This is a genomic window from uncultured Castellaniella sp. (genome assembly GCF_937988725.1).
Lineage (GTDB): Bacteria > Pseudomonadota > Gammaproteobacteria > Burkholderiales > Burkholderiaceae_B > Castellaniella.
In genome coordinates this window covers 90,118-109,560 of the sequence record NZ_CALKHS010000004.1, presented here as the reverse complement: position 1 = coordinate 109,560, position 19,443 = coordinate 90,118, and the positions used below count along the sequence as shown (strand labels likewise).

19 protein-coding genes and 1 pseudogene are annotated in these 19,443 nt (G+C 68.1%); 2 read left to right on the top strand and 18 right to left on the bottom strand.

The genetic code is table 11. The features are described from left to right. Positions 1-49 precede the first annotated feature (49 nt). Positions 50-877, top strand: a complete 828-nt coding sequence (gene mutM / locus Q0263_RS04020; RefSeq protein ID WP_298013565.1) for a bifunctional DNA-formamidopyrimidine glycosylase/DNA-(apurinic or apyrimidinic site) lyase — start codon at positions 50-52, stop codon at positions 875-877. Positions 878-881: 4 nt separating this feature from the next. Here mutM and Q0263_RS04015 read toward each other — a convergent pair whose 3' ends face one another. Together Q0263_RS04015 and Q0263_RS04010 are read right to left on the bottom strand one after the other, a co-directional pair. Then, the gene (locus Q0263_RS04015; RefSeq protein WP_298013564.1) at positions 882-1,226 is read right to left on the bottom strand and encodes a RidA family protein; all 345 of its coding nucleotides are present in this window, start codon (positions 1,224-1,226) and stop codon (positions 882-884) included. A gap of 97 nt (positions 1,227-1,323) precedes the next feature. Continuing rightward, complete coding sequence (locus tag Q0263_RS04010; RefSeq protein ID WP_298013562.1) at positions 1,324-2,736, bottom strand: FAD-binding oxidoreductase; 1,413 nt, start codon at positions 2,734-2,736, stop codon at positions 1,324-1,326. Between the two features lie 140 nt (positions 2,737-2,876). Here Q0263_RS04010 and Q0263_RS04005 point away from each other — a divergent pair, with 140 nt between their 5' ends. Then, entirely contained in the window at positions 2,877-4,262 is a 1,386-nt protein-coding gene (locus Q0263_RS04005; protein WP_298013560.1) for a phosphomannomutase/phosphoglucomutase, read from the top strand. 10 nt (positions 4,263-4,272) lie between these two features. On the opposite strand, the gene Q0263_RS04000 is transcribed toward Q0263_RS04005, so the two are convergent. From Q0263_RS04000 to Q0263_RS03930, 16 genes and pseudogenes are all read right to left on the bottom strand, one after another. Then, positions 4,273-4,605 (bottom strand): Dabb family protein, encoded by a 333-nt coding sequence (locus Q0263_RS04000; protein ID WP_298013558.1) that lies wholly within the window; start codon positions 4,603-4,605, stop codon positions 4,273-4,275. Positions 4,606-4,679: 74 nt separating this feature from the next. Further along, complete coding sequence (locus Q0263_RS03995) at positions 4,680-5,459, bottom strand: SDR family oxidoreductase (protein WP_298013556.1); 780 nt, start codon at positions 5,457-5,459, stop codon at positions 4,680-4,682. Between the two features lie 79 nt (positions 5,460-5,538). Beyond that, entirely contained in the window at positions 5,539-6,321 is a 783-nt protein-coding gene (locus tag Q0263_RS03990; RefSeq protein WP_298013554.1) for an SDR family oxidoreductase, read from the bottom strand. Positions 6,322-6,362: 41 nt separating this feature from the next. Then, positions 6,363-7,643 (bottom strand): TRAP transporter large permease subunit, encoded by a 1,281-nt coding sequence (locus Q0263_RS03985; RefSeq protein WP_298013552.1) that lies wholly within the window; start codon positions 7,641-7,643, stop codon positions 6,363-6,365. After that, positions 7,643-8,155 carry a TRAP transporter small permease gene (locus tag Q0263_RS03980; protein ID WP_298013550.1) on the bottom strand — a complete coding sequence of 171 codons (513 nt, stop codon included), beginning with the start codon at positions 8,153-8,155 and terminating at the stop codon, positions 7,643-7,645. The genes Q0263_RS03985 and Q0263_RS03980 overlap by 1 nt, the downstream gene beginning before the upstream one ends. An 87-nt stretch (positions 8,156-8,242) precedes the next feature. Beyond that, a complete protein-coding gene (locus tag Q0263_RS03975; protein ID WP_298013548.1) occupies positions 8,243-9,262 on the bottom strand; it encodes a TRAP transporter substrate-binding protein in 1,020 nt (339 codons plus the stop codon). An 80-nt stretch (positions 9,263-9,342) separates the two neighbouring features. Beyond that, the gene (locus Q0263_RS03970) at positions 9,343-9,738 is read right to left on the bottom strand and encodes a cupin domain-containing protein (protein ID WP_298013546.1); all 396 of its coding nucleotides are present in this window, start codon (positions 9,736-9,738) and stop codon (positions 9,343-9,345) included. A 38-nt stretch (positions 9,739-9,776) separates the two neighbouring features. Continuing rightward, complete coding sequence (locus Q0263_RS03965; protein ID WP_298013545.1) at positions 9,777-10,691, bottom strand: fumarylacetoacetate hydrolase family protein; 915 nt, start codon at positions 10,689-10,691, stop codon at positions 9,777-9,779. A gap of 34 nt (positions 10,692-10,725) precedes the next feature. Further along, positions 10,726-11,406, bottom strand: a complete 681-nt coding sequence (locus Q0263_RS03960) for a GntR family transcriptional regulator (protein ID WP_298013543.1) — start codon at positions 11,404-11,406, stop codon at positions 10,726-10,728. Between the two features lie 173 nt (positions 11,407-11,579). Continuing rightward, positions 11,580-12,380, bottom strand: coding sequence for an aldolase/citrate lyase family protein (locus Q0263_RS03955; RefSeq protein WP_298013541.1), 801 nt, complete (start codon positions 12,378-12,380; stop codon positions 11,580-11,582). An 11-nt stretch (positions 12,381-12,391) separates the two neighbouring features. Further along, the gene (locus tag Q0263_RS17400; protein WP_366140682.1) at positions 12,392-13,519 is read right to left on the bottom strand and encodes a glycosyltransferase family 4 protein; all 1,128 of its coding nucleotides are present in this window, start codon (positions 13,517-13,519) and stop codon (positions 12,392-12,394) included. A gap of 261 nt (positions 13,520-13,780) precedes the next feature. Further along, positions 13,781-14,767: pseudogene (locus tag Q0263_RS17395) on the bottom strand (glycosyltransferase); the annotation flags it as partial. A 68-nt stretch (positions 14,768-14,835) separates the two neighbouring features. Next, positions 14,836-15,927, bottom strand: coding sequence for a glycosyltransferase family 4 protein (locus Q0263_RS03945; RefSeq protein ID WP_298013537.1), 1,092 nt, complete (start codon positions 15,925-15,927; stop codon positions 14,836-14,838). Beyond that, positions 15,928-17,055, bottom strand: coding sequence for a glycosyltransferase family 4 protein (locus tag Q0263_RS03940; RefSeq protein ID WP_298013535.1), 1,128 nt, complete (start codon positions 17,053-17,055; stop codon positions 15,928-15,930). Then, positions 17,052-18,413, bottom strand: a complete 1,362-nt coding sequence (locus Q0263_RS03935; RefSeq protein WP_298014200.1) for a lipid II flippase MurJ — start codon at positions 18,411-18,413, stop codon at positions 17,052-17,054. The genes Q0263_RS03940 and Q0263_RS03935 overlap by 4 nt, the downstream gene beginning before the upstream one ends. Beyond that, the gene (locus Q0263_RS03930) at positions 18,413-19,438 is read right to left on the bottom strand and encodes an NAD-dependent epimerase/dehydratase family protein (RefSeq protein WP_298013533.1); all 1,026 of its coding nucleotides are present in this window, start codon (positions 19,436-19,438) and stop codon (positions 18,413-18,415) included. The genes Q0263_RS03935 and Q0263_RS03930 overlap by 1 nt, the downstream gene beginning before the upstream one ends. Positions 19,439-19,443 lie beyond the last annotated feature (5 nt).

Genomic DNA, 19,443 nt, shown 5'->3' with positions numbered 1-19,443 from the left:
CGTCTGGTGGCAAAATTGCTTCATCGAAAGAGGATGTTATCACCCTGCCATGCCTGAACTGCCAGAAGTCGAAACAACGCGTCGTGGAATTGCCACGATCATGCCCGGCCGTATCCTGCGGCAACTGATTGTGCACGAGCCCCGCCTGCGCTGGCCCATTCCCCCGGACCTGCCCGCCTTGCTGGACAATACCCGGGTGCTGGCCTGCGAACGGCGGGGGAAATACCTGCTGATCCGATTCGCGCACGGCACCCAGATCGTGCATCTGGGCATGTCGGGGTCCCTGCGGCGGGTCGCGATGGACGAGCCCCTGCGCAAGCACGATCACGTGGAATGGGTGTTCGACGATGCCCGATTCCTGTTGCACGATCCGCGCCGCTTCGGCGCCGTGCTCTGGCACCCGGCGGACGCCGGCCCGATCGGCGAGCATCCATTGCTGGCCAGCCTGGGCAGCGAGCCCTTCGGCCCCGGCTTCACGCCCGACAGCCTGCATGCAGGCGTGCATGGCCGGCGTCAATCCATCAAGCAGCTGCTGCTGGGCGGCCGCATCGTCGTCGGGGTGGGCAACATCTATGCGTCCGAATCCCTGTACCAGGCGGGCATCGACCCGCGCACGCCGGGCAGCCGCCTGTCGCGGCCGCGCTGCGCGCGGCTGCACGCCGCCATTCTGCAGACGCTGAGCCAGGCCCTGGAATCGGGCGGCAGCACGCTGCGCGACTACGTCAACGCCCAGGGCGCGCCGGGGGCGTACTTCACGCTACACGCCGCCGTCTATGAACGCGACGGCCAGCCCTGCCCGCGCTGCGCCGGCCCCATCCGCCGGATCGTGCAGGGGCAGCGGGCCACGTATTTCTGCCCGCTGTGCCAGAAACGATGAGGGCTTAGTCGCGCGCGGCGACGATGATGACTTCGAACTTCAGGCCGGGGCTGGCCAGGCGGGCCTCGCCGGTGGCGCGGGCGGGGGGATTGGCCGGGTCGATCCAGGCTTCCCAGACGGGGTTCATGGCCGCGAAGTCGGCCATGTCGCGCAGCCAGATCGTGGCCTGCAGGATCTTGGATTTGTGGCTGCCGGCCTTGGCCAGCAGCTCATCGACCTTCGCCAGGGCCGAACGCGCCTGGGCCTGGACGTCGTCGCCCGTCCCGGTCTGGCCGGACAGGTACACGGTATTGCCGTGGACGACGGCGCCGCTCATGCGCACGCCGGGTTCGATGCGTTGAATCGTCATGTGGAAAACTCCGAGAGGATGGAAAACGGCGCCATGATACCCGAGGCCGCGTCGCGGACGAGGCGCCCCCGGCGGCGCGCCGCCCCGGGCGCCGGAATCAGTTCAGGACCTTGCCGGGATTCATGATGCCCTGCGGATCCAGCGCGGCCTTGATGCGATGCATCAGGGCCATCTCGACCGGATCCTTGAATTGCGGCAGCGCGTCGCGCTTCAACTGCCCCACCCCGTGTTCGGCGCTGATCGAACCGCCCACGGCATGCACCCGCTGGTGCACCAGGGCATAGACGTCGTCCTGGCGCGCCAGCAGCTGGCCCTCGGCCCAGTCCGCCCCTCGCGCCACGTTGTAGTGCAGATTGCCGTCGCCCAGGTGCCCGAAGATCACGTGCCGGATGCCCGGAAACGCCGCCTGCAGGGCCGCATTGGTGCCCACGACGAATTCCGCCATACGCGAGACCGGGATCGAGACGTCGTGCTTGATGCTCTTGCCGGATTCCTTTTCGGCCAGCGGGATGCTTTCGCGCAGGTGCCACAGGGCATGGCTCTGCGCCATGGATTCGGCGATCACCGCATCCTGCACGCAGCCGGCCTCGATGGCCTCGCCGATGACCACTTCAAAGCGTTCGCGGGCGTGGGCTTCGGATTCGCTGTCGGACAGTTCCAACAGGGCGAACCAGGGCAGCTCGGCCGAGGCGCCCTCGAAGGGCAGGCGCTGTTGCGGAAAGCAGCGCACGACATCTTGCAGGCAATTGCCCGCCATCAGTTCAAAACCGGTCAGGGACGCCCCCAGCCCCGCGCGGGCCCGACCCAGCATGACGATGGCCGATTCGATGGAGTCCAGCGCCAGCAGGGCCGTGCAGCGCGCCACCGGCAGGGGGTGCAGTTTCAGCGTGGCCGCCGTGATCACCCCCAGCGTGCCCTCGCTGCCGATGTATAGGTCGCGCAGGTCGTAGCCGGTGTTGTCCTTGCGCAGGCCGCGCAGCCCATGCCAGATCTCGCCCTGGGCCGTGACGACTTCCAGCCCCAGCGTCAGTTCGCGCATGTTGCCGTAGCGCAGCACCTGTGTGCCCCCGGCGTTGGTCGCCAGGTTGCCGCCGATGGTGCAGCTGCCCTCGGCCGCCAGGCTGAGCGGAAACAGCCGGCCCGCCTCGCGCGCCGCCTGCTGCACGGACTGCAGGATGCAGCCGGCCTCGACGTCCATGGTGTCGTTGTCGGTATCGATGCCGCGCACCCGGTTCAGGCGCTGCAGCGACAGGATCACCGCGACGCCCGAATCGTCGGGCGTCGCGCCGCCGCACAGGCCCGTATTGCCCCCCTGGGGAATCACCGGGACGCCGGCCTGCGCGCAATACCGCATGACCGCCGCCACTTCGTCCGTGCTGCCCGGACGCGCCACGGCCAGCGCGCGGCCCTGATAGCGCTCGCGCCAATCGACCTCGTAGGACCGGGCGTCCGGCCCGGTCAAGACATGCGCTGCGCCAACCACCGCCCGCAAAGCATCCAGATGATCCATGAACTGACAATCCCGTATGCGCCAAGAGGGCTTCATTGTAATCGGCGATAATGGGCGATGCCGTCGTCCCGACACGCCCGCCAGGGCTTTCGGGATGCGCCGGCCGCGACCCTGCCCTCCACTTCCGCCCGAGATCCGCCGTGTCCACTTCATTTCCTGCGTCCGTCTTCAAAGCCTACGACATCCGGGGCACGGTTCCCGACCAGTTGAATGACGTGTTCGCCTACACCCTGGGCCTGGCGCTGGCCGCGCAGGCCCGCCTGGAAAACATCCGCAGCCTGGTGGTCGGGCACGACGGCCGGCTCAGCAGCCCGAGCTTGTCCTCGTCCCTGCAGGCCGGCCTGCATGCGGGCGGCATCGACACCAAGGACCTGGGCCTGGTGCACACTCCGCTGGTGTACTTCGCCGCCCATCTGGACGGCAGCGGCTCGGGCGTGGCCATCACGGGCAGCCACAACCCGCCCGACTACAACGGCTTCAAGCTGATGATGGGCGGCCGCACCCTGCACGGCGAAGGCATCCAGGCGCTGCGCACCCCCATGGCCGACATCCAGCCGCCGCCGGGCGCGACGCCGGGCCGGGCGGAATCCCTGGACCTGATCGACACCTACGTGCGGCGCATCGCCGATCACGTGCGCCTGGCCCGCCCCCTGCATATCGCCATCGACTGCGGCAACGGCGTGGGCGCCGTGGTCGCCGGCCGCCTGTTCCGCGCCCTGGGCTGCGAAGTGGATGAACTGTTCTGCACGGTGGACGGGCACTTTCCCAACCACCACCCGGACCCGGCCGAGCCCGCGAACCTGCAGGACCTGATCGAGCACCTGCGGCGCACCGACTGCGACGTCGGCCTGGCCTTCGACGGCGACGCCGACCGCCTGGGGGTCGTGACGAAATCCGGCCAGATCATCTGGCCCGACCGCCAGCTGATCCTGTTCGCACGGGACATCCTGCAACGCGAGCCCGGCGCCCCCATCATCTTCGACGTCAAATGCAGCCGCCACCTGGGGCAGGCCATCCGCGACGCGGGCGGCGTCCCGCAGATGTCTCAGACGGGCCATTCCCTGATCAAGGCCCGCCTGGCCGAAAGCGGCGCGCCGCTGGCCGGCGAGATGAGCGGCCACATCTTCTTCAAGGAACGCTGGTATGGCTTCGACGACGGCCTCTACGCCGGCGCGCGCCTGCTGGAGATCCTGTCGCGCAGCGAAAACCCCGGCCAGGTGCTGGAATCCCTGCCCCAGGGCCTGTCCACCCCCGAACTGAAACTGCCCATGGCCGAAGGCGAGCCGCATGCCTTCATCCGCCGCCTGCAGACCGAAGGCCGCTTCCCCGCCGCCCGGGACCGCATCACCATCGACGGCATCCGCGCCGAATACGCCGACGGCTTCGGCCTGGCCCGGGCCTCGAACACGACCCCCGTGGTGGTGCTGCGCTTCGAGGGCGACACCCCCGAAGCCCTGTCACGGATCCAGGCGGAATTCCGCGACGCGATCCACGCCCTGCTGCCGGGGCGGGAACTGCCGTTCTGAAACCCCGGCTTCAATCCGGCTGGCCGGCCTCGGACGCGGGAATGGCCGTATCGTGGACGGCGATCCGCTGGATATGCCCCATCATGAACTCTTTCATGGCGACGTGCGCGGGGCTCGTCTGGTAGGCGTCATGGGCGCCCGCGCTGGTGAACAGCGCGCTGGTGGCGTGCGTGTACCCCTGCGACCGGTCCGCCGTGTTTTCACCGTAGTGATACAGCACGATGCCGCCGCACTCGCGCCTGACCCGATCCGCATGCTCCTTCACCTGCCGGTGGAACCGCGCATCGACGCGATCATCGAACTGCATCATCACGACATGCAGGAACAGATCCGACTGACTCATAAACCGCCTCTCATCGTTTCACGGGATGCCGCACGGCCGGCGCCTGACAGACAGCCGCCCGCGGCCCCGATTGCTTACATCCGGGCCAGCAGCCCGCCATCGATGGCCAGCACATGGCCATTCACGAAGCTTCCCGCGCGCGACGCGAGATACAGCACCGCGGGAGCGATGTCATCGGGCGTCGCCCAGCGCTTGAGCGGCACCGATTGCTCCAGAAAAGCATTGAACTGCTCCTTTTCCTGCAGGGCCGCGGTGAATTGCGTCCGCACGAAACCGGGGGCCAATGCATTGCAGCAGACGCCCTTTTCCCCGTATTCGACCGCCACCGCGCGCGTCAGGGCCGCCAGGGCTCCCTTGGCGGAAGCGTACGCCGATATGCCCGGCATGCTCGCCATGGACGCCACGGAGGCCATCAGCACGATGCGGCCTTCTCCCTGGGCGACCATCCGGGGCAGAACCGCCTGCACGCAGTTGAACGCGCCGTCGACGTGCACCTGGAACAGCGACCGCCAGGCTTCGGGCGCCTGTTCGATCAGGGGCATCCGGTTCTGGTTGCCCGCGTTGCTGACCAGCACGTCGATCCCCCACCCGGCCGACTCCAGGCCGAGAACCGCCTGGCGCACCTGCTCGTGATCGGAGACGTCGAAGGGCGCCGGGCGGGCCTCGACGCCCTGAGCCGCCAGTTCCGCCACGGCCGCCTCGCAGCGCTCCAGCGACAGGTCGTTGATGACCACCCGGGCGCCGGCCTTGCCGAGGGCCTCGGCCATCGCATGGCCCAGGCCCGAGCCCGAGCCGGTGATCAGCGCAGTCCGGCCCTCGAGGCCGAACACGTCCTTCAGATAATCAGCTTTCATTTCCACTCCGCAAATCGAATCCATCCCCGCCCCGCGGCCTTCTCATGCGGCCCCGGGGATCGGGCGAAAAACACAGGGCTCAGCGCAAGGCCCGCACGCCGGCGCACACATTCATGTTCTGTCCGGTGATGCTGCGGCCGGCGGGCGACGCCAGGAACAGCGCGGTATCGGCGATGTGCGCCATGGGCACCATGCGGTTCAGCGCGACGTGCTCGAGCACCTCTGCCCGCAACGCGTCTTCCGTGACGCCCTGCAGACGCGCCTTCGAGGCCAGCACCTCGGCGACGCGGCGGCTCTCCACGATGCCCGGCAATATCGCATTGACCGTGATGTCGTGAGGCCCCAGTTCGATGGCCAGGCTCTGCGTCATTCCGATCACGGCCCACTTCGACGCCGCGTAGGGGGTCCGGAACGGATAGCCCAGGCGCCCCGCGACCGAACTGATGTTGATGATGGCCGCGCGCCCCGACTGCTTGAGCGCGGGAATCGCGCGGCGCGTGCACAGGAAGTGGCCCCGCACGTTGACGGACATCGTGCGGTCCCAGTCTTCTTCGGACAGGTCTTCCAGCGCGCCGGTCGGGCCCGCCACCCCGGCGTTGTTGACCAGCACATCCAGCCCGCCCAGGGCGCCCAATGCCTTGTCGAACCAGCGGTCGACCGCGCCCGCGTCGGACACGTCCGCCCGATGCGTGCCCAGCCCGCCCGGCGCGTCCCCGGCCTGGCGCAATGCGTCGTCCGACACATCGCAGACCTCGACGCGCGCGCCGGCCGCCAGGAAGGCCCGGGCGATCGTCAGGCCGATGCCCGAGGCGCCGGCGGAGACCATGACCCTGCAGCCCTGCAATTCATTCATGCCACTCATGCTTTCTCCATTGATCACGCCTGCGTCGCGTCACGCCGGCGCTATCCCATGATCCATCGGTAAGGGGCCAGCACCAGCTGGGGGAAGAGGATCAGCAGCAGCAAGGCCACGCATTGCGCCGCCAGGAACGGCCAGACCCCCACGATGACCTCGATCATCCGGGCCTTGGTCACGCCGGCCACCACGTTGAGCACGGCGCCCACGGGCGGCGTGATCAGCCCGATGGAGCAGGCCAGCATGAACACGATGCCGAAATACACGGGATCGATGCCCGCCGCCACCACGGCGGGCAACAGGACCGGGATCAGGATCAGCACGATCGGGATCATGTCCATCGCCGTCCCGACCACCAGGACCAGGCCGACGATCACCAGCATGAGCAAGGTGGGGGAATCCTTGACCGGTTCCACCAGCGCCATCACCTGATGAGGCAGGCCGGCGATCGTGATCATCCATCCCGACACGAGCGCGGCGGCGACCAGGAACATCACCATCGCGCTCATCTTGGCGGATTCCAGAAAGACCTCGTACAGCTGATTCAGCCGCAGCTCGCGATAGATGCACGTCGCCACGAACAGGGCATAGACGGCGGCCACCACGCCGGCCTCGGTCGGCGTGAACACGCCAAAGCGCAGGCCGACGATGATGATCACGGGCAGCAGCAGCGCCCAGAAGCTCTTGATCACCAGGGACAGCACTTCCCTGGCGGGAACCTTGGGCAGCGGCGCGATCTTGTCCCGGCGCGACACCAGAAACCAGGTCGCGCACAGGCACAGCGCCATCAGGATCCCCGGCACGATCCCCGCCATGAACAGGCCCGTGATGGAGATGTTGCCGGTGACCCCGATCAGGATCAGGCCGATGGAAGGCGGAATGACCAGCGCGATGATTCCCGAAGAGGCCACCAGCCCGCCCGACCGTCCTCTGGAATTCCCCGCCTTCATCATCATCGGCACCAGCAGCGCGGACAGGGCGGCGGCATCGGCGGCGGCGGAACCGGACAGGCTGGCCAGAATGCTGGCCGCCAGGATGGTGACATAGCCCAGGCCGCCGCGGATGTGTCCGACGAGCGCCAGGGCCAGATTCACGATCCGCTGCGACAGGCCGCCCGCGTTCATCACGGCGCCGGCGAGCATGAAGAACGGAACGGCCATCAGGGGAAAGCTGTCGGCGCCGTTCAACAGATTCTGGGCGACGATCTGGGCATCGAAGAAATCCAGCTGGTACATCAGCGCCACGCCCGTCAGAATCAGGGCATACGCGACCGGCAGCCCGATGGCAAGCCCGACGAACAGGACAACAATGAACAATGCGAGCGTCATCAATCGGCTCCGGAGGAAGTGTTGGCCGCGATGGATTCCAGATCGGCCGCGGGCGTGCGGATCAGCGCGTACAACTGATACAGCAGGATGCCTCCCGTCGAGATGGCGAAGACGACGCCCACGCCGAAGAACCAGGCTTGCGACAGGCCCGAGGCCGGCGCGGTCGCCTCATAGTTCAGGCGCGTCTGTTCGATGCTGCCCATCAACACCAGCCACGTCGCATAGAGCATCAGCAGGGAAGCGAGCGCCAGGCAGAATTTGCGGACCTTCGGCGGCATGATCTGCACCACCACGTCCACCCCCAGGTGGGACCGTTCATGCAGCACCAGGATCGCGCCCAGAAAAGTCAGCCAGACGAAACACCAGCGCGCCAGCTCCTCCGACACGGGCAGCCCCGTATTGAACACATAGCGCATCACCACATTGGCGAACACCATCACGACCATCGCCGCCAGACACAGGACGATGACGACTTTCAGCAGGGAAAAATAGGTCTTGATCAGCTTTGTCATGGCTGATGCTCCCGATTGAAAAGGCGCGTCCGGCCGGTTCCGGACTGCTTGCCGCCGACGGACGCGCCCCGGGCTCGATGCCCGTGTTTATTGCTTGTTCCGGACCTTCTGGATCGTGGCCAGGGTCTCGTCGACCAGGTCCGCGCCCAATTCGGCCTTGTACTTCTCCGTCACGGAAGCGGTCGCCTCGACCATCCGGGCTTTTTCCGCCGGCTCGATCTGGTTGAACTCCATGCCGGCGGCCTCCAGTTCCTTGACGACGTCCTTTTCCATCTGGCGGCTGACCTGGCGGAAATACGTCACGGATTCCGCGCAGGAGTCCCGCAGGACGGTCTGTTCTTCGGGGCTCAGGCGATCCCAGAACCGCTTGCTGGCCAGCACGACCGCGGGCAGGAAGACGTGCTGGGTCTCGGTCAGGTATTTCTGGATTTCCTGGTATCCGCTGCTCTTGGTGACCAGGAAGGAGCTTTCCTGCCCGTCGATCGCCTTGCTTTCCAGGGCCGTATAGGTTTCCGGATACGGCAGCGGCAGCGGATTGGCCCCCAGCGCCTTGAACGTATCGATATAAATGCGGTTTTGCAGGACCCGCAGCTTCAGGCCGTCGAAGTCCTCGAGCTTGCGAATCGGGTGCTTGCTGTTGGAGACCTGGCGGAACCCATAATCCCAATAGCACAGCCCCACCAGGTTCTTGCTGGAAAACTTGTCCAGCAGGCGCTTCCCGACGGGACCATCCACCACGGCATCGGCTTCTTCAACCGAATGGAACAGGAACGGCAGGTCGAAGATCCCGAGTTCCTTGACGTTGCTGGCCGCCCCGGCGGTGGAGGCGACCGTCAGCTCGACAATGCCCCCCTGCGCGGAGGACATGGACTGGATTTCATTGCCCAGCTGGGCGTCCGGATAGCCGGTGATCTTGAACTTGCCGCCCGTCTTTTCGCTGGCGACGTCAATGAATTTCTGGGCGGCCAGGCCCACGGGATTGGTCGCACTGACCGCGTAGCTGAACTTCATGCTGCGGTCCTTGACCTCGGCCGAGGCCTGGCCGGCCACGGAAGCCAGCAGGGCGGCGGCCACGCCCGCCACGACGGTTTTCATCTTGAACGACATAGAGTGTCTCCTACTCTTCGATTTTTAGAGAAATCAAGACTGCGGCCGGTCCGGGAAAGCCGGGCCGGCCCGCAGACAGTTCACTTCAGTTCCTGTCCGGCCAGAGCGCCTTCGAGGAATCGGTTCGGCTTGAGAAAGAACGAAAGCACCAGCGCGCCATCCGGAGAACGCGCGATGTGCCGATTGCCCTTCGGGCGCCAGACGTAGTCGCCGGCGCGGACTTCCCCTTCGTCGTCGACGATGCTGCCGCTCAGCACATAGGTCTGTTCGATCTCGACGTGCTCGTGCAGCGGCAGCGAGGTTCCCGGCTGCCAGCGGAACAGCGCCGTCATCAAACCGGTTTCGGGAATGTCCAGAAGGATCTTCATATCGATGCCCGGCGTGGGCGTCGGCTTCCAGGGCAGCGTGTCGACGTCCACGTATCGGGACGCCAGTTCGCCGGTGGCAAAAGGTGCGAGGTCTTTGGGCAGTGTCATCATGTCTCCTGTCATGGGGACGGCGCGGTCCGCCGCCGTCATTCCGATACGATGTTGGTCAAGGTGCCGATGTGCTGCACGGTGGCGGACACGACATCCCCCACCTGCAGACAGGCCGGCGGGGTCCTGGCGAAGCCGACGCCCTTGGGCGTGCCCGTGGCGATCACGTCGCCCGGCTCCAGGGTCATCCCGGCCGACAGCTGCTCGATGATGGCTTCGACGGTGAAGATCATCGAAGCGGTGTTGTCCGACTGCCGCAATTCGCCGTTCACGGTCAGCGACACGTCGAGGCCATTGGGGTTGGCGATGGCCGAACGGTGGACCACGACGGGCCCCATGGGGCAGCTGGTGTCCAGGCCCTTGCCCTTGAACCACTGTCCATGGCGCAGCTGCAGGTCCCGGGCGGTCACGTCATTGACGATGGTGTAGCCGAACACGTGGTCCAGCGCCTCGGCGCGCGAAATGTTCCGGCCCCGGCGGCCGATGACGATGGCGAATTCCGCCTCGTAGTCCAGACTGTCCGTCAGGCCGGCCTGACGCTGCACGGAATCCCCGTGGCCGATGACCGCGGTCGGCGGCTTGGTGAAGAATTCGATCGCCTTCGGGAACTGGTCCGCGGGCCGGCCGCGCGCCAGATTGCCTTCGATGATGTGATCCCGATAATTGCGGCCGACGCAGAACACGTTCTTTTTCACACGGATGGGCGCCAGGACCCGGATCTGATCCAGGCTGCGCGCGTCCCGGGCGGCGTCGCCGCTGGAGGCCAGGCATGCCTTGATGGCGTCCAGGGCGGGCTCGCCCAGTTCGATCAGTTCGCTCACGTCCGTGGGGACGGCCGGCAAGCCATGCCCCGGGAATCCGCGCAGCAGGGCGGTCAGGTCCACGACGTCTCCGCTCTCTTCGAGCAGCCCCAACCGCCGCTCCCGCCCCTCTGTAAAACTCAAGAATTTCATTTAAAAATCATCCATGGAAAAGCAAAACGTTCTTTCAGGAATCCTGCTGCCGGTCCGTGCTGGCGCGGTATTTCTGGAAGGCGTCGAAAAGCGCGTGGACATGGGCCCTGGCCAGGCGATCCGCCAGATCGGCATCCCGCTGGGCGATGGCGTCGATCATGGCCAGATGCTCGCGCAATGAATCCGCGCCGCGGTGCAGGCGCTTGATGGTCTGCCGGCGGAACGTGGTCTGCCGGTGCCCGAAGGCGGCCCACACCTGTTCCAGCAGGCGGTTGTTCGCCAAGGCGATGATTTCTTCGTGGAACGTCACGTTCGCCTGCGCATAGGCATCCGCGTCGCGGTCGTCCACACTGCTCGTCAGGAAAGGCTCGAACAGCGCCCGCAGCCGTTCCACGTCCCGCTGCGAGGCGTTCAGCGCCGCTTCGCGCGCCGCGAATCCTTCCAGCACTTCCCGCAGCTGGAGCCATTCCAGATATTCGCCGTCCGTGACGGGCGACAGCAGCGCGCCCCTGCCGGGCCGCAAGCTGATCAGACCCGTGCTTTCAAGCCGGATCAGAGCCTCGCGCACCGGCGTCCGGCTGACGCCCAGCTGGGCCGCCAGTTCGTCTTCCCGGACGCGGACGGGCTCGGTCAGGCCCTGCATCATGTCGCCCAGGAGCGTCCTGACATCCTCGTAAACGGACTGTGAGGTCTTTCTTTTTTGTGTGCTGTCCATGGTGTTTGAATACGATTATCAGTTTTGTATACAAATTATAGTTTCGTATAAAATATATGGAACTAGGGAAAACACTGATTCAAGACCTGCGGACACAAAAAAGGCCCGCCTGACAAGGCGGGCCCGCATCCCGGAGCAGAGGTGAAAACGAAGCGAAGGGCCGACTACGTCATTCAGTACCCCGCCCCTGCCGCCTGGTCGGCGCCATCCCGGAAGGCCCTGGCCAGGCCCTCGGCGGCGTGGCGCAGCAGCAGCGTATCGGTGCCGACGGCCACGAAGCGGGCGCCGGCGCGGCAGAATTCCCGGGCGGCATCCAGTTGCGTGGCGAAGACGCCGGCGGCCTTGCCGCTGCGCGTGATCCGGGCGATCGCGTCCAGCACCGCCGCCTTGACCTCCGCATGTCCGGGCTGCCCCAGAAGCCCCATGGAAGCGGCCAGATCCGACGGCCCCAGGAACACGGCATCCACCCCGTCGACCGCCAGGATGTCGTCCAGGGCCGCCAGAGCCGCCAGGGATTCCGCCTGCACGATCAGGCAGATCTGCTCGTTGGCCTGCTGCAGATATCCGGGCACGCCGTTCCAGCGCGAAGCCCGCGCCAGCGCCGATCCGACGCCGCGCATGCCGGCGGGGGGATAGCGCGTCGCCCGCACCAGGGCCCGCGCCTGCTCGGCGGAATCCACCATGGGGACCAGCAGGCTTTGCACGCCGATATCCAGCAACTGCTTGATGCGCGCGGGGTCGTGGTCGACCGTGCGCACCAGAACCTCGGCCCCCTGCCCGGTCAGCGCCTGCAGTTGCGCCAGCACGGTGCGCACGTCATTGGGGCCGTGCTCGGCGTCGATCAGCAGCCAATCGAAGCCCGTACCGGCCAGCAGATCGGCGCTGTACGGGCTGCACAGACCCAGGAACAGGCCGATGCCGGGCACCGCGCCGTCATGCAGGGAGGCCTTGAAACGATTATGGATGCCGGACACGGGGGGCTCCTTCAAGCGTCGCGCCGGGCCGGCAGCAGATCCGCATACACCGCCAGATGGGCCCGGACAATGCCCTCCAGGCCGAAATCACGCTGCGCCAGGGCGCGGCCCGCCGCGCCCATGCGTTCCCGCAGGCCGGCATCGCCCGCCAGCCGGCCGACCGCGTCGGCCAGGGCCTGTGCATCCCGGGCGGGGACCAGCAGGCCGCTGACGTCGGGCTCGATGACGTCCCGGCATCCGGGCACGTCGGTAGTGACGACCGGGCGGCCGCAGGCGGCGGCCTCGATCAGGGACTTGGGCAGGCCTTCGCGATAGGACGGCAGCGCCACGATATGGGCCTGCGCATACAGCCCCGCCACGTCGGCGCACTCGCCCACGCAATCGACCACGCCTTCGGCCTTCCAGGCCTGCAGCTCATCGGTCTGCACGGACGCCGGGTTTTCCAGGTCCGGGCTGCCCGCCAGGCGCCAACGCACGCCGTCGCCCCGGGCGGCGGACAGCCGGGCGGCGGCGACGAATTCCCGCACGCCCTTGTCGCGCAGCAGGCGGCTGGCCATGGCGACCGTCACCGGGCCTTCGGGCCAGGGAGCCGGAGCGAAACGATCCAGGTCCACGCCCGAACCCCGCACCATCACGACCTGCCCCGGTCGCACCGCTCCGGCTTGCACCAGCACGTCCCGGTCCGAGGTGTTCTGGAAGATCACCCGGCTGTTGGCATGCCCCAGCGCGAGGCGGTACAGGACCAGGGCCAGGCGCTTGAGCGCGCCGCGCGCGCCCGAGCCCTGGATGAAGACGTAGCCCAGCCCCGAAATCGCCGCCACATAGGCGGGCACCCCCGCCAGACGGCTGGCGATACCGCCGTACAGCACGGATTTGAGCGTGACGGCATGCACCAGATCCGGCCGCACCCGGCGAAACAGCCGCCAGATGGCCCAGAGACTGCGGGCCTCGGTCCAGGGCCGCATGCTGGTGCGCGACAAAGGCAGGCGGTGATGGATGAATCCCAGGGCCTCCAGTTCGGCGACCGCCGGCCCGCCCATGGAGGCGACGTGCACCTCGTAGCCGGCGTCCCGCGCCGCCACGGCCACCGGCAGGCGGTGGGACACCAGGAAGGCGGGATTGGTGATGAAGAACAGCAGGCGGGGACGGCCCGCAGCGGCGAATGCCGCACCCGTATGAGCCTCGCCGGCCGCCGTGGCGCCGCCCGCATCGCGCGCGAAAGCGGCGGACGCCGAAGATTCGGCCCCGCGCGCCGCCGGCGTCGGGAAATCGGACGCCAGGCGGCGCCAGACCGCCTCGTAGCGATCCACCATGGTCTGCAGGCTGTAGCGCCGCGCCACGGAATCCCGCGCCTGTTCGCGGCGCTGCGGCCACGAGGGGCGGCTCACTTCGTCGATGGCCTGGCCGATGGCCCGCGCCAGCGCGACGGCGTCCCGGGGCGGGGCCACCCAGCCGTATTCCCCGACGATGTCGGCCGCGTCGCCCACGTCGGTGACGACGCAGGCCACTCCGGCGGCCATGGCTTCGGACACCACATTGGGGAAGCCTTCGGCTTTGCTCGACAGGACATGGATGTCCAGCGCCGGCATCAGGGCGGGCACGTCGTCGCGGCGGCCCAGGAAGATCAGATGGTCCAGCAGGCCGTAATGCCGCGCCTGGGCGACCAGTTCGGCATTGTCGCGCGACATGCCCAGGCCGATCAGGGCGCAGCGCAGCGTCGGATGCGTCCGGACGCACAGGGCCAGGGCGGCCAGCAGATTGCCGTGATCCTTCAGGGGATTCCAGCGGGCGACGCAGCCCAGCAGGACCGCGTCGTCGGGCACTTTCCAGGCCGCGCGCCAGGTCCGGCGCGCGTCGTCGTCGGGGCGCCAGATCGACAGATCGTAGCCGTTGGGGATCACCAGCATGCGATCGTCCCGATAGCCCCAGCCGCGATGCACCTGGGCCGCGCGGCGCGCGCAGGCGACGATGACGCCCGGCGCCCAGCCCGAGACCCGGGCGCAGAGCCAGGCGGTAATGCGCGACGAGCGGCTGCTTTCCGCCAGGCTGACCCCCGAATTGCGCACCCCCCAGGCCACCGCCCGGATGCCGGCCAGGCGTGCCAGCACCCCGCCGATCAGATCGGCGTGGTACATCCAGGTCTGGACCACGTCGGGCCGGCGGCCGCGCAACAGGCGATACAGGCGCCACAGGCCGCGCACCGACCCCAGGGCCCCCTGCATGTCCAGGGAGATCACCTCGACGCCGGCATCCCGCAGCGATGCGCCCATGACGCCCTCGCCGCGCATGGACACCACCGTGTGGCGCACGCGCGTGCCGGGCGCCGTCGTCAGGCGCTGCAGCACGGTTTCCGCGCCGCCGTGCAGCAGGCCGGAAATGATGTGCATGACCCGCAGGGGCGCTTGTACCGAGGGCGCGGACGCCGGGCTGATCTCCATGACAGTGTCTTCCATATTCATTCAGTCCAGGCCGCATCCCAGGACCGCAGGATCGTCTCCAGACCGTAGCGGCCGCGCACGGATTCGGCCGCCTGCCGCCCCCGGGCTTCCCGATCCGCCGGCGTGGACTGCATCAACTGCCTCAGAGCCTGCGCCAGGGCCGCGTCGTCGCCCAAAGGCACCAGTGTGGCCACCTCTCCCGCCCGCGTCAATTCGGCCGGCCCGGACGGGCAGTCTGTGGCCACGCACGGCAGCCCCAGCGCCATGGCTTCCAGCAAGGCATTGGGAAAGCCTTCGACCCGCGAATTCAGCACGAAACCGTGCCCCGTCGCCAGATCGTCCCAGGGCGTCTGGCTGAATCCCGGCAGATGGATCCGCTCCGACAGGCCCAGCGTCTCCACCCGTCGCAGGCAGGCAGCCCGCTGGGCGCCATCGCCCCAGATCCACAGATCCCAATCGGGATACGCGCCGGCCAGGCCGGCAAAGGCTTCGATCAAGCGGTCGAACTGCTTGACCGGGTTGAAGCGCCCCAGCGCCATCAGGCGCCGCCGTCCGGCGGAGGGCTCCGCCGCGCGCGGCGCAGGCAGGCCGTCGGGCAAGGGATTCGGAATGGCCGCGATCCGGCTCACGCCGGGCGCCACCTGCAGCAGATGCGGAATGCTCTGCCGCGTCTGCACCACGACCCGGTGCGCCCAGGGATAGGTCAGGCGGCGCAGCCACCGCAAGGCGGGCTCCAGGTTCACGCTGTGCGCCGGGTCGGTGCGTTCGCTGACCACCACCGGCAGCCCCAAGCCCCGGGTGGCCAGCAAGGCGGTGACGTTCACGTTCGTCAGGAAGGACAGCACGCGGTCCGGCCGCAGTTCGCGCGCCAGCCGCCGCAGGGCCAGGAGCTTGGCGACGGGCCGCAGCCAGGCGGGCCCGCGCACCCGGTCCGCCAGCCACATCAGCCGCACGCCCGGCTCCAGATGCTGCATGCAGCTTCCCCTGCCCGAATAGCAGCACACCAGCGTGACCTCGTCGCCGCGCCGCGCCCAGGCGTTGGCCAGCGTCGCCGCGACCCGTTCCGCGCCGCCGCCATGCATGGAACTGACCAGGAACAGGATGCGCATTCAGCCGCCCTCCCCGCCCTGGAAGACCTGTTCCCACAGGGCCATGATCCGCGCCGTGCTGAAGCGATCCCGCACGTCCGTCGCCCGGCTCGCGTACTGCGCCCGCAGATCCTCGTCCTTCATCAGGGCGAAGAGCTGCGCGGCCAGCGCCTGCGGATCCTGCACCGGCCGCACCAGCACCCCGTCGATGCCGTCGCGGATGATCTCGCGCGGGCCGTTTTCGCAATCGAACGCCACGCAGGGCAGCCCGCTGGCCATGGCTTCCAGCAGGGTATTGGACAAGCCCTCGGCCTGGGAGCTGAGCACGTACAGGTCCGATGCCTGGTACCAGGCGGCCATGTTGCCGACCCGCCCGGGCAGGCTGACCCGGTCCCGCAGGCCCAGTTCGTCGCGCAAGGCCTCCAGGGCGGCGCGCTCCGATCCCTCGCCCAGGATGGTCAGATCCCAGTCGTCGCACATCCGGGTCAGGTCCGCGAAGGCCCGCAGCAGACAATCGAAACCCTTCACCGGGTGCAGGCGCCCCACGGCCAGCAGGCGGCGCCGGCCGGGCGCGCTCGGCGGCTCCAGCCGGGGCTCCTCGTCGGCCAGGGGCCAGTGCACGGCGTTGGGGATCACCTGGGCCTGCACGCCGGGGATTTCCTCGTCCAGCCACTGCGCCGTCCCCCGCGTCAGGGCGATGACAGCGTCGGCGCGCGCATAGGTCCAGCGGCGCAGGCGCTGCCAGACATCCGGCAAGGGCAAGGTGGGCGGATGCGTGTGTTCCGTGGCGATCACCCGGCCGCCGGCGCCCCGGGCGGCCAGCACACTCAGCACGGAGCCGCTCGTCATCATGCCCAGGACGACGGCGGGCCGCTGCCGGCGCACCAACCGCCGCAAGGCCCAGCACCGCCGGGCGTTGCCCCAGAGCGCTCCCAGGAGTCCGGCGCTGTCGCCGGCCAGGCCCAGGGCATGGCGCTCGACCCCCGGCGGGATGGGATAGGCATCCTGGCCCGCCGCCGTCTGGGTGACGAGGCTGACCCGGCAGCCGCGCGACTGCCAGTACGCGGCCATGTCGACGGCCACCCGCTCGGCGCCGCCGCCGCGCAGGGAATGAATCACGATCATCAGATCGGTACGGGCTCGTGTCATTCGTTCACTTCCTTGCCGGATCGCGCGTCCGGCCGCACACGCAGGACCAGGACCAGGTAGGCCGCGTATGACAGCGCATACATCAGGCTGGTCGCCAGCATGATGCCCGCGACCCCCATGCGGGGGGCCAGCACGGCGTTCATGCCTGCCTTGATCAAGAAATTCAGCACGGCGATCGCCGCCATCCAGCCGTAGCGGTTCTGGCTGGCCAGAAGCTGCACCAGGATCAGCACGCCGAAAAAGAAGGGCAATTGCAGCAGGCCCCAGCGCAGCACCTGGGCCACCGCCATCGTATCCCGGGCGGTGAAGGCCCCGCGTTCGAACAGCAGCGACACGAGCCAGGGCGCCAGCCACCAGCCCAGCAGCACCACGACGGCGCCGATGCCCAGCATGGCGCTGGACCATTTCAGGGCCATGGCCCGCGCATGGGCCGCATCCCCCCGCCCCTGGATGTCGGCGAGCACCGGCAGAGCCGCCCGGCCGACCGACGCGGCCCCCAGGCCGATCATCAGGGACAGGAGGCGGGCCGCATAGCCCAGCGTGGCATTGGCATTCTGCCCCAGCTGCGCGGCCGTGTACTGATCGATCGGGCCGACGAAACTCATGGCCAGCTGGCCCACCAGCATGATGCCGGCCGCCGCCGCCAGGGTGGACCATTGCGGCGACTGGCGGCTCAGGCGCACCCGGGCGGGAACGCCGTCGGCCCGCCGCGCCAGCCGGTCCTGCCAGAACGATTGCAGGGCATAGCCCAGCACCGTCCCCCACAGCAGCGGCATCACGCCGGCGTCGGCCGGGGCGGCCAGCACCCAGACCAGGATCATCAGGGCCGGCACGCTATCCAGCAAGGTGTTGATGTGCCGCTCGTGCGCCCGCAGGCGGGCCGCGCTCAGGCCCGTCCAGACCGTGAACAGCGCCGCCGGCGCGAATCCCAGGATCAGCAGGCTGCTCATGTCCCGCACCTCGGGCGACAGGCCCTGGCCGGCCACCCGCAGCACCAGCGGCCAGGCGAATACCGAGAGCACGGCGATGATCAGCCCCAGCCCCAGCGTCCAGGCCAGCAATTCCCCCAGGAAGCGGCCATGCTGGCCTGCGTCGCCCCGGCGGCTGCGCACCAGCGCCGGAATGAGCACGACCGAAAAGGCGCCCACCAGGGTGACGGGCAGCCAGTTGGCCATGGTCAGGGTGAACTGATAGGCGTCCACCACGTTGCTGATGCCGTAGCGGTAGGCCACGGCCATTTCCTTGAACGCCCCGACGGCCTTGCCCATCAGCAGGAAGAAGGCCACCCGGGCGGCCCCCAGGGCGATCCGCCGATGATCGGCATGCAGGGCCGAGAACCGGCGCGTCAGGAAAGCAATCAACGCAAGAACTGGATGTACCAGGGCATGGCGATTTCCAGCCCGCCCAGGATGTCGAACTGCGGCTCGTAGCCCAGCAGGGTGCGGGCCTTGCTGACGTCCGCCTGGGAATGGCGCACGTCGCCGGCGCGGAAATCCCCGTAGCGCGGTTCACGCCCGTAGGCCACGCCGTTGCGCCCCAGCGTGTCGCGCAGATAGGCGAACAGCTGGTTCAGGCTGGTGCGGGCATTGAAGGCCACGTTGTAGACCTGGTTGACGCCCTCGCCTTGCGCCACCGACGCCAGCAGATTGGCCTGCACGACGTTGTCGATGTAGCAGAAATCGCGGCTGGTCTCGCCGTCGCCGTTGATGACGACCTCCTGGTCGCGGATCATGGCGGACACCCACTTCGGGATCACGGCGGCATAGGCGCCGTCCGGGTCCTGGCGCCGGCCGAAGACGTTGAAGTAGCGCAGGCCCACCGTCTGGAAACCGTAGGCGCGGGCGAACACGTCGGCATACAGCTCATTGACGAATTTCGTCACGGCGTAGGGCGACAGGGGCTTGCCGATGCGGTCCTCGACCTTAGGCAGGCCCGGGTGGTCGCCATAGGTGGAGCTGGATGCCGCATACACGAAGGACTGCACCTGGGCGTCGCGGGCCGCGACCAGCATGTTGAGCTGGCCGCCGACGTTGACGGCGTTGGTGGTCAGGGGATCCTTCAGCGAGCGCGGAACCGAGCCCAGCGCGGCCTGGTGCAGCACGTGCTGCACGCCTTCGACCGCCTGACGGCAGGTGTCCAGATCGCGGATGTCGCCTTCGATGAAACGGAAGCGCGCCCACTGGTCCGCCGAGACCTGGGAACGCACCTCGTCCAGATTGTGCTGGTAGCCGGTGGAAAAGTTGTCCAGCCCCACGACGGTCTGGTCCAGCTTCAGCAGGGCTTCCAGCAGGTTCGAACCGATGAAGCCGGCGCAGCCCGTGACCAGCCAGGTGCGGGGACGCGCCGGAAGATCGGCCTGGAGAGCCTTGAAATGAGTACTCATGACTT

Coding starts and splice junctions, on each gene's coding strand:
- Q0263_RS03975 (WP_298013548.1), bottom strand. CDS start 9,262: ATGTCGTTCAAGATGAAAACCGTCGTGGCGGGCGTGGCCGCCGCCCTG.
- Q0263_RS03945 (WP_298013537.1), bottom strand. CDS start 15,927: ATGCGCATCCTGTTCCTGGTCAGTTCCATGCATGGCGGCGGCGCGGAA.
- Q0263_RS03990 (WP_298013554.1), bottom strand. CDS start 6,321: ATGAGTGGCATGAATGAATTGCAGGGCTGCAGGGTCATGGTCTCCGCC.
- mutM (WP_298013565.1), top strand. CDS start 50: ATGCCTGAACTGCCAGAAGTCGAAACAACGCGTCGTGGAATTGCCACG.
- Q0263_RS03960 (WP_298013543.1), bottom strand. CDS start 11,406: ATGGACAGCACACAAAAAAGAAAGACCTCACAGTCCGTTTACGAGGAT.
- Q0263_RS03980 (WP_298013550.1), bottom strand. CDS start 8,155: ATGACAAAGCTGATCAAGACCTATTTTTCCCTGCTGAAAGTCGTCATC.
- Q0263_RS04010 (WP_298013562.1), bottom strand. CDS start 2,736: ATGGATCATCTGGATGCTTTGCGGGCGGTGGTTGGCGCAGCGCATGTC.
- Q0263_RS03985 (WP_298013552.1), bottom strand. CDS start 7,643: ATGACGCTCGCATTGTTCATTGTTGTCCTGTTCGTCGGGCTTGCCATC.
- Q0263_RS04000 (WP_298013558.1), bottom strand. CDS start 4,605: ATGAGTCAGTCGGATCTGTTCCTGCATGTCGTGATGATGCAGTTCGAT.
- Q0263_RS03930 (WP_298013533.1), bottom strand. CDS start 19,438: ATGAGTACTCATTTCAAGGCTCTCCAGGCCGATCTTCCGGCGCGTCCC.
- Q0263_RS03965 (WP_298013545.1), bottom strand. CDS start 10,691: ATGAAATTCTTGAGTTTTACAGAGGGGCGGGAGCGGCGGTTGGGGCTG.
- Q0263_RS03970 (WP_298013546.1), bottom strand. CDS start 9,738: ATGACACTGCCCAAAGACCTCGCACCTTTTGCCACCGGCGAACTGGCG.
- Q0263_RS04015 (WP_298013564.1), bottom strand. CDS start 1,226: ATGACGATTCAACGCATCGAACCCGGCGTGCGCATGAGCGGCGCCGTC.
- Q0263_RS03940 (WP_298013535.1), bottom strand. CDS start 17,055: ATGACACGAGCCCGTACCGATCTGATGATCGTGATTCATTCCCTGCGC.
- Q0263_RS03995 (WP_298013556.1), bottom strand. CDS start 5,459: ATGAAAGCTGATTATCTGAAGGACGTGTTCGGCCTCGAGGGCCGGACT.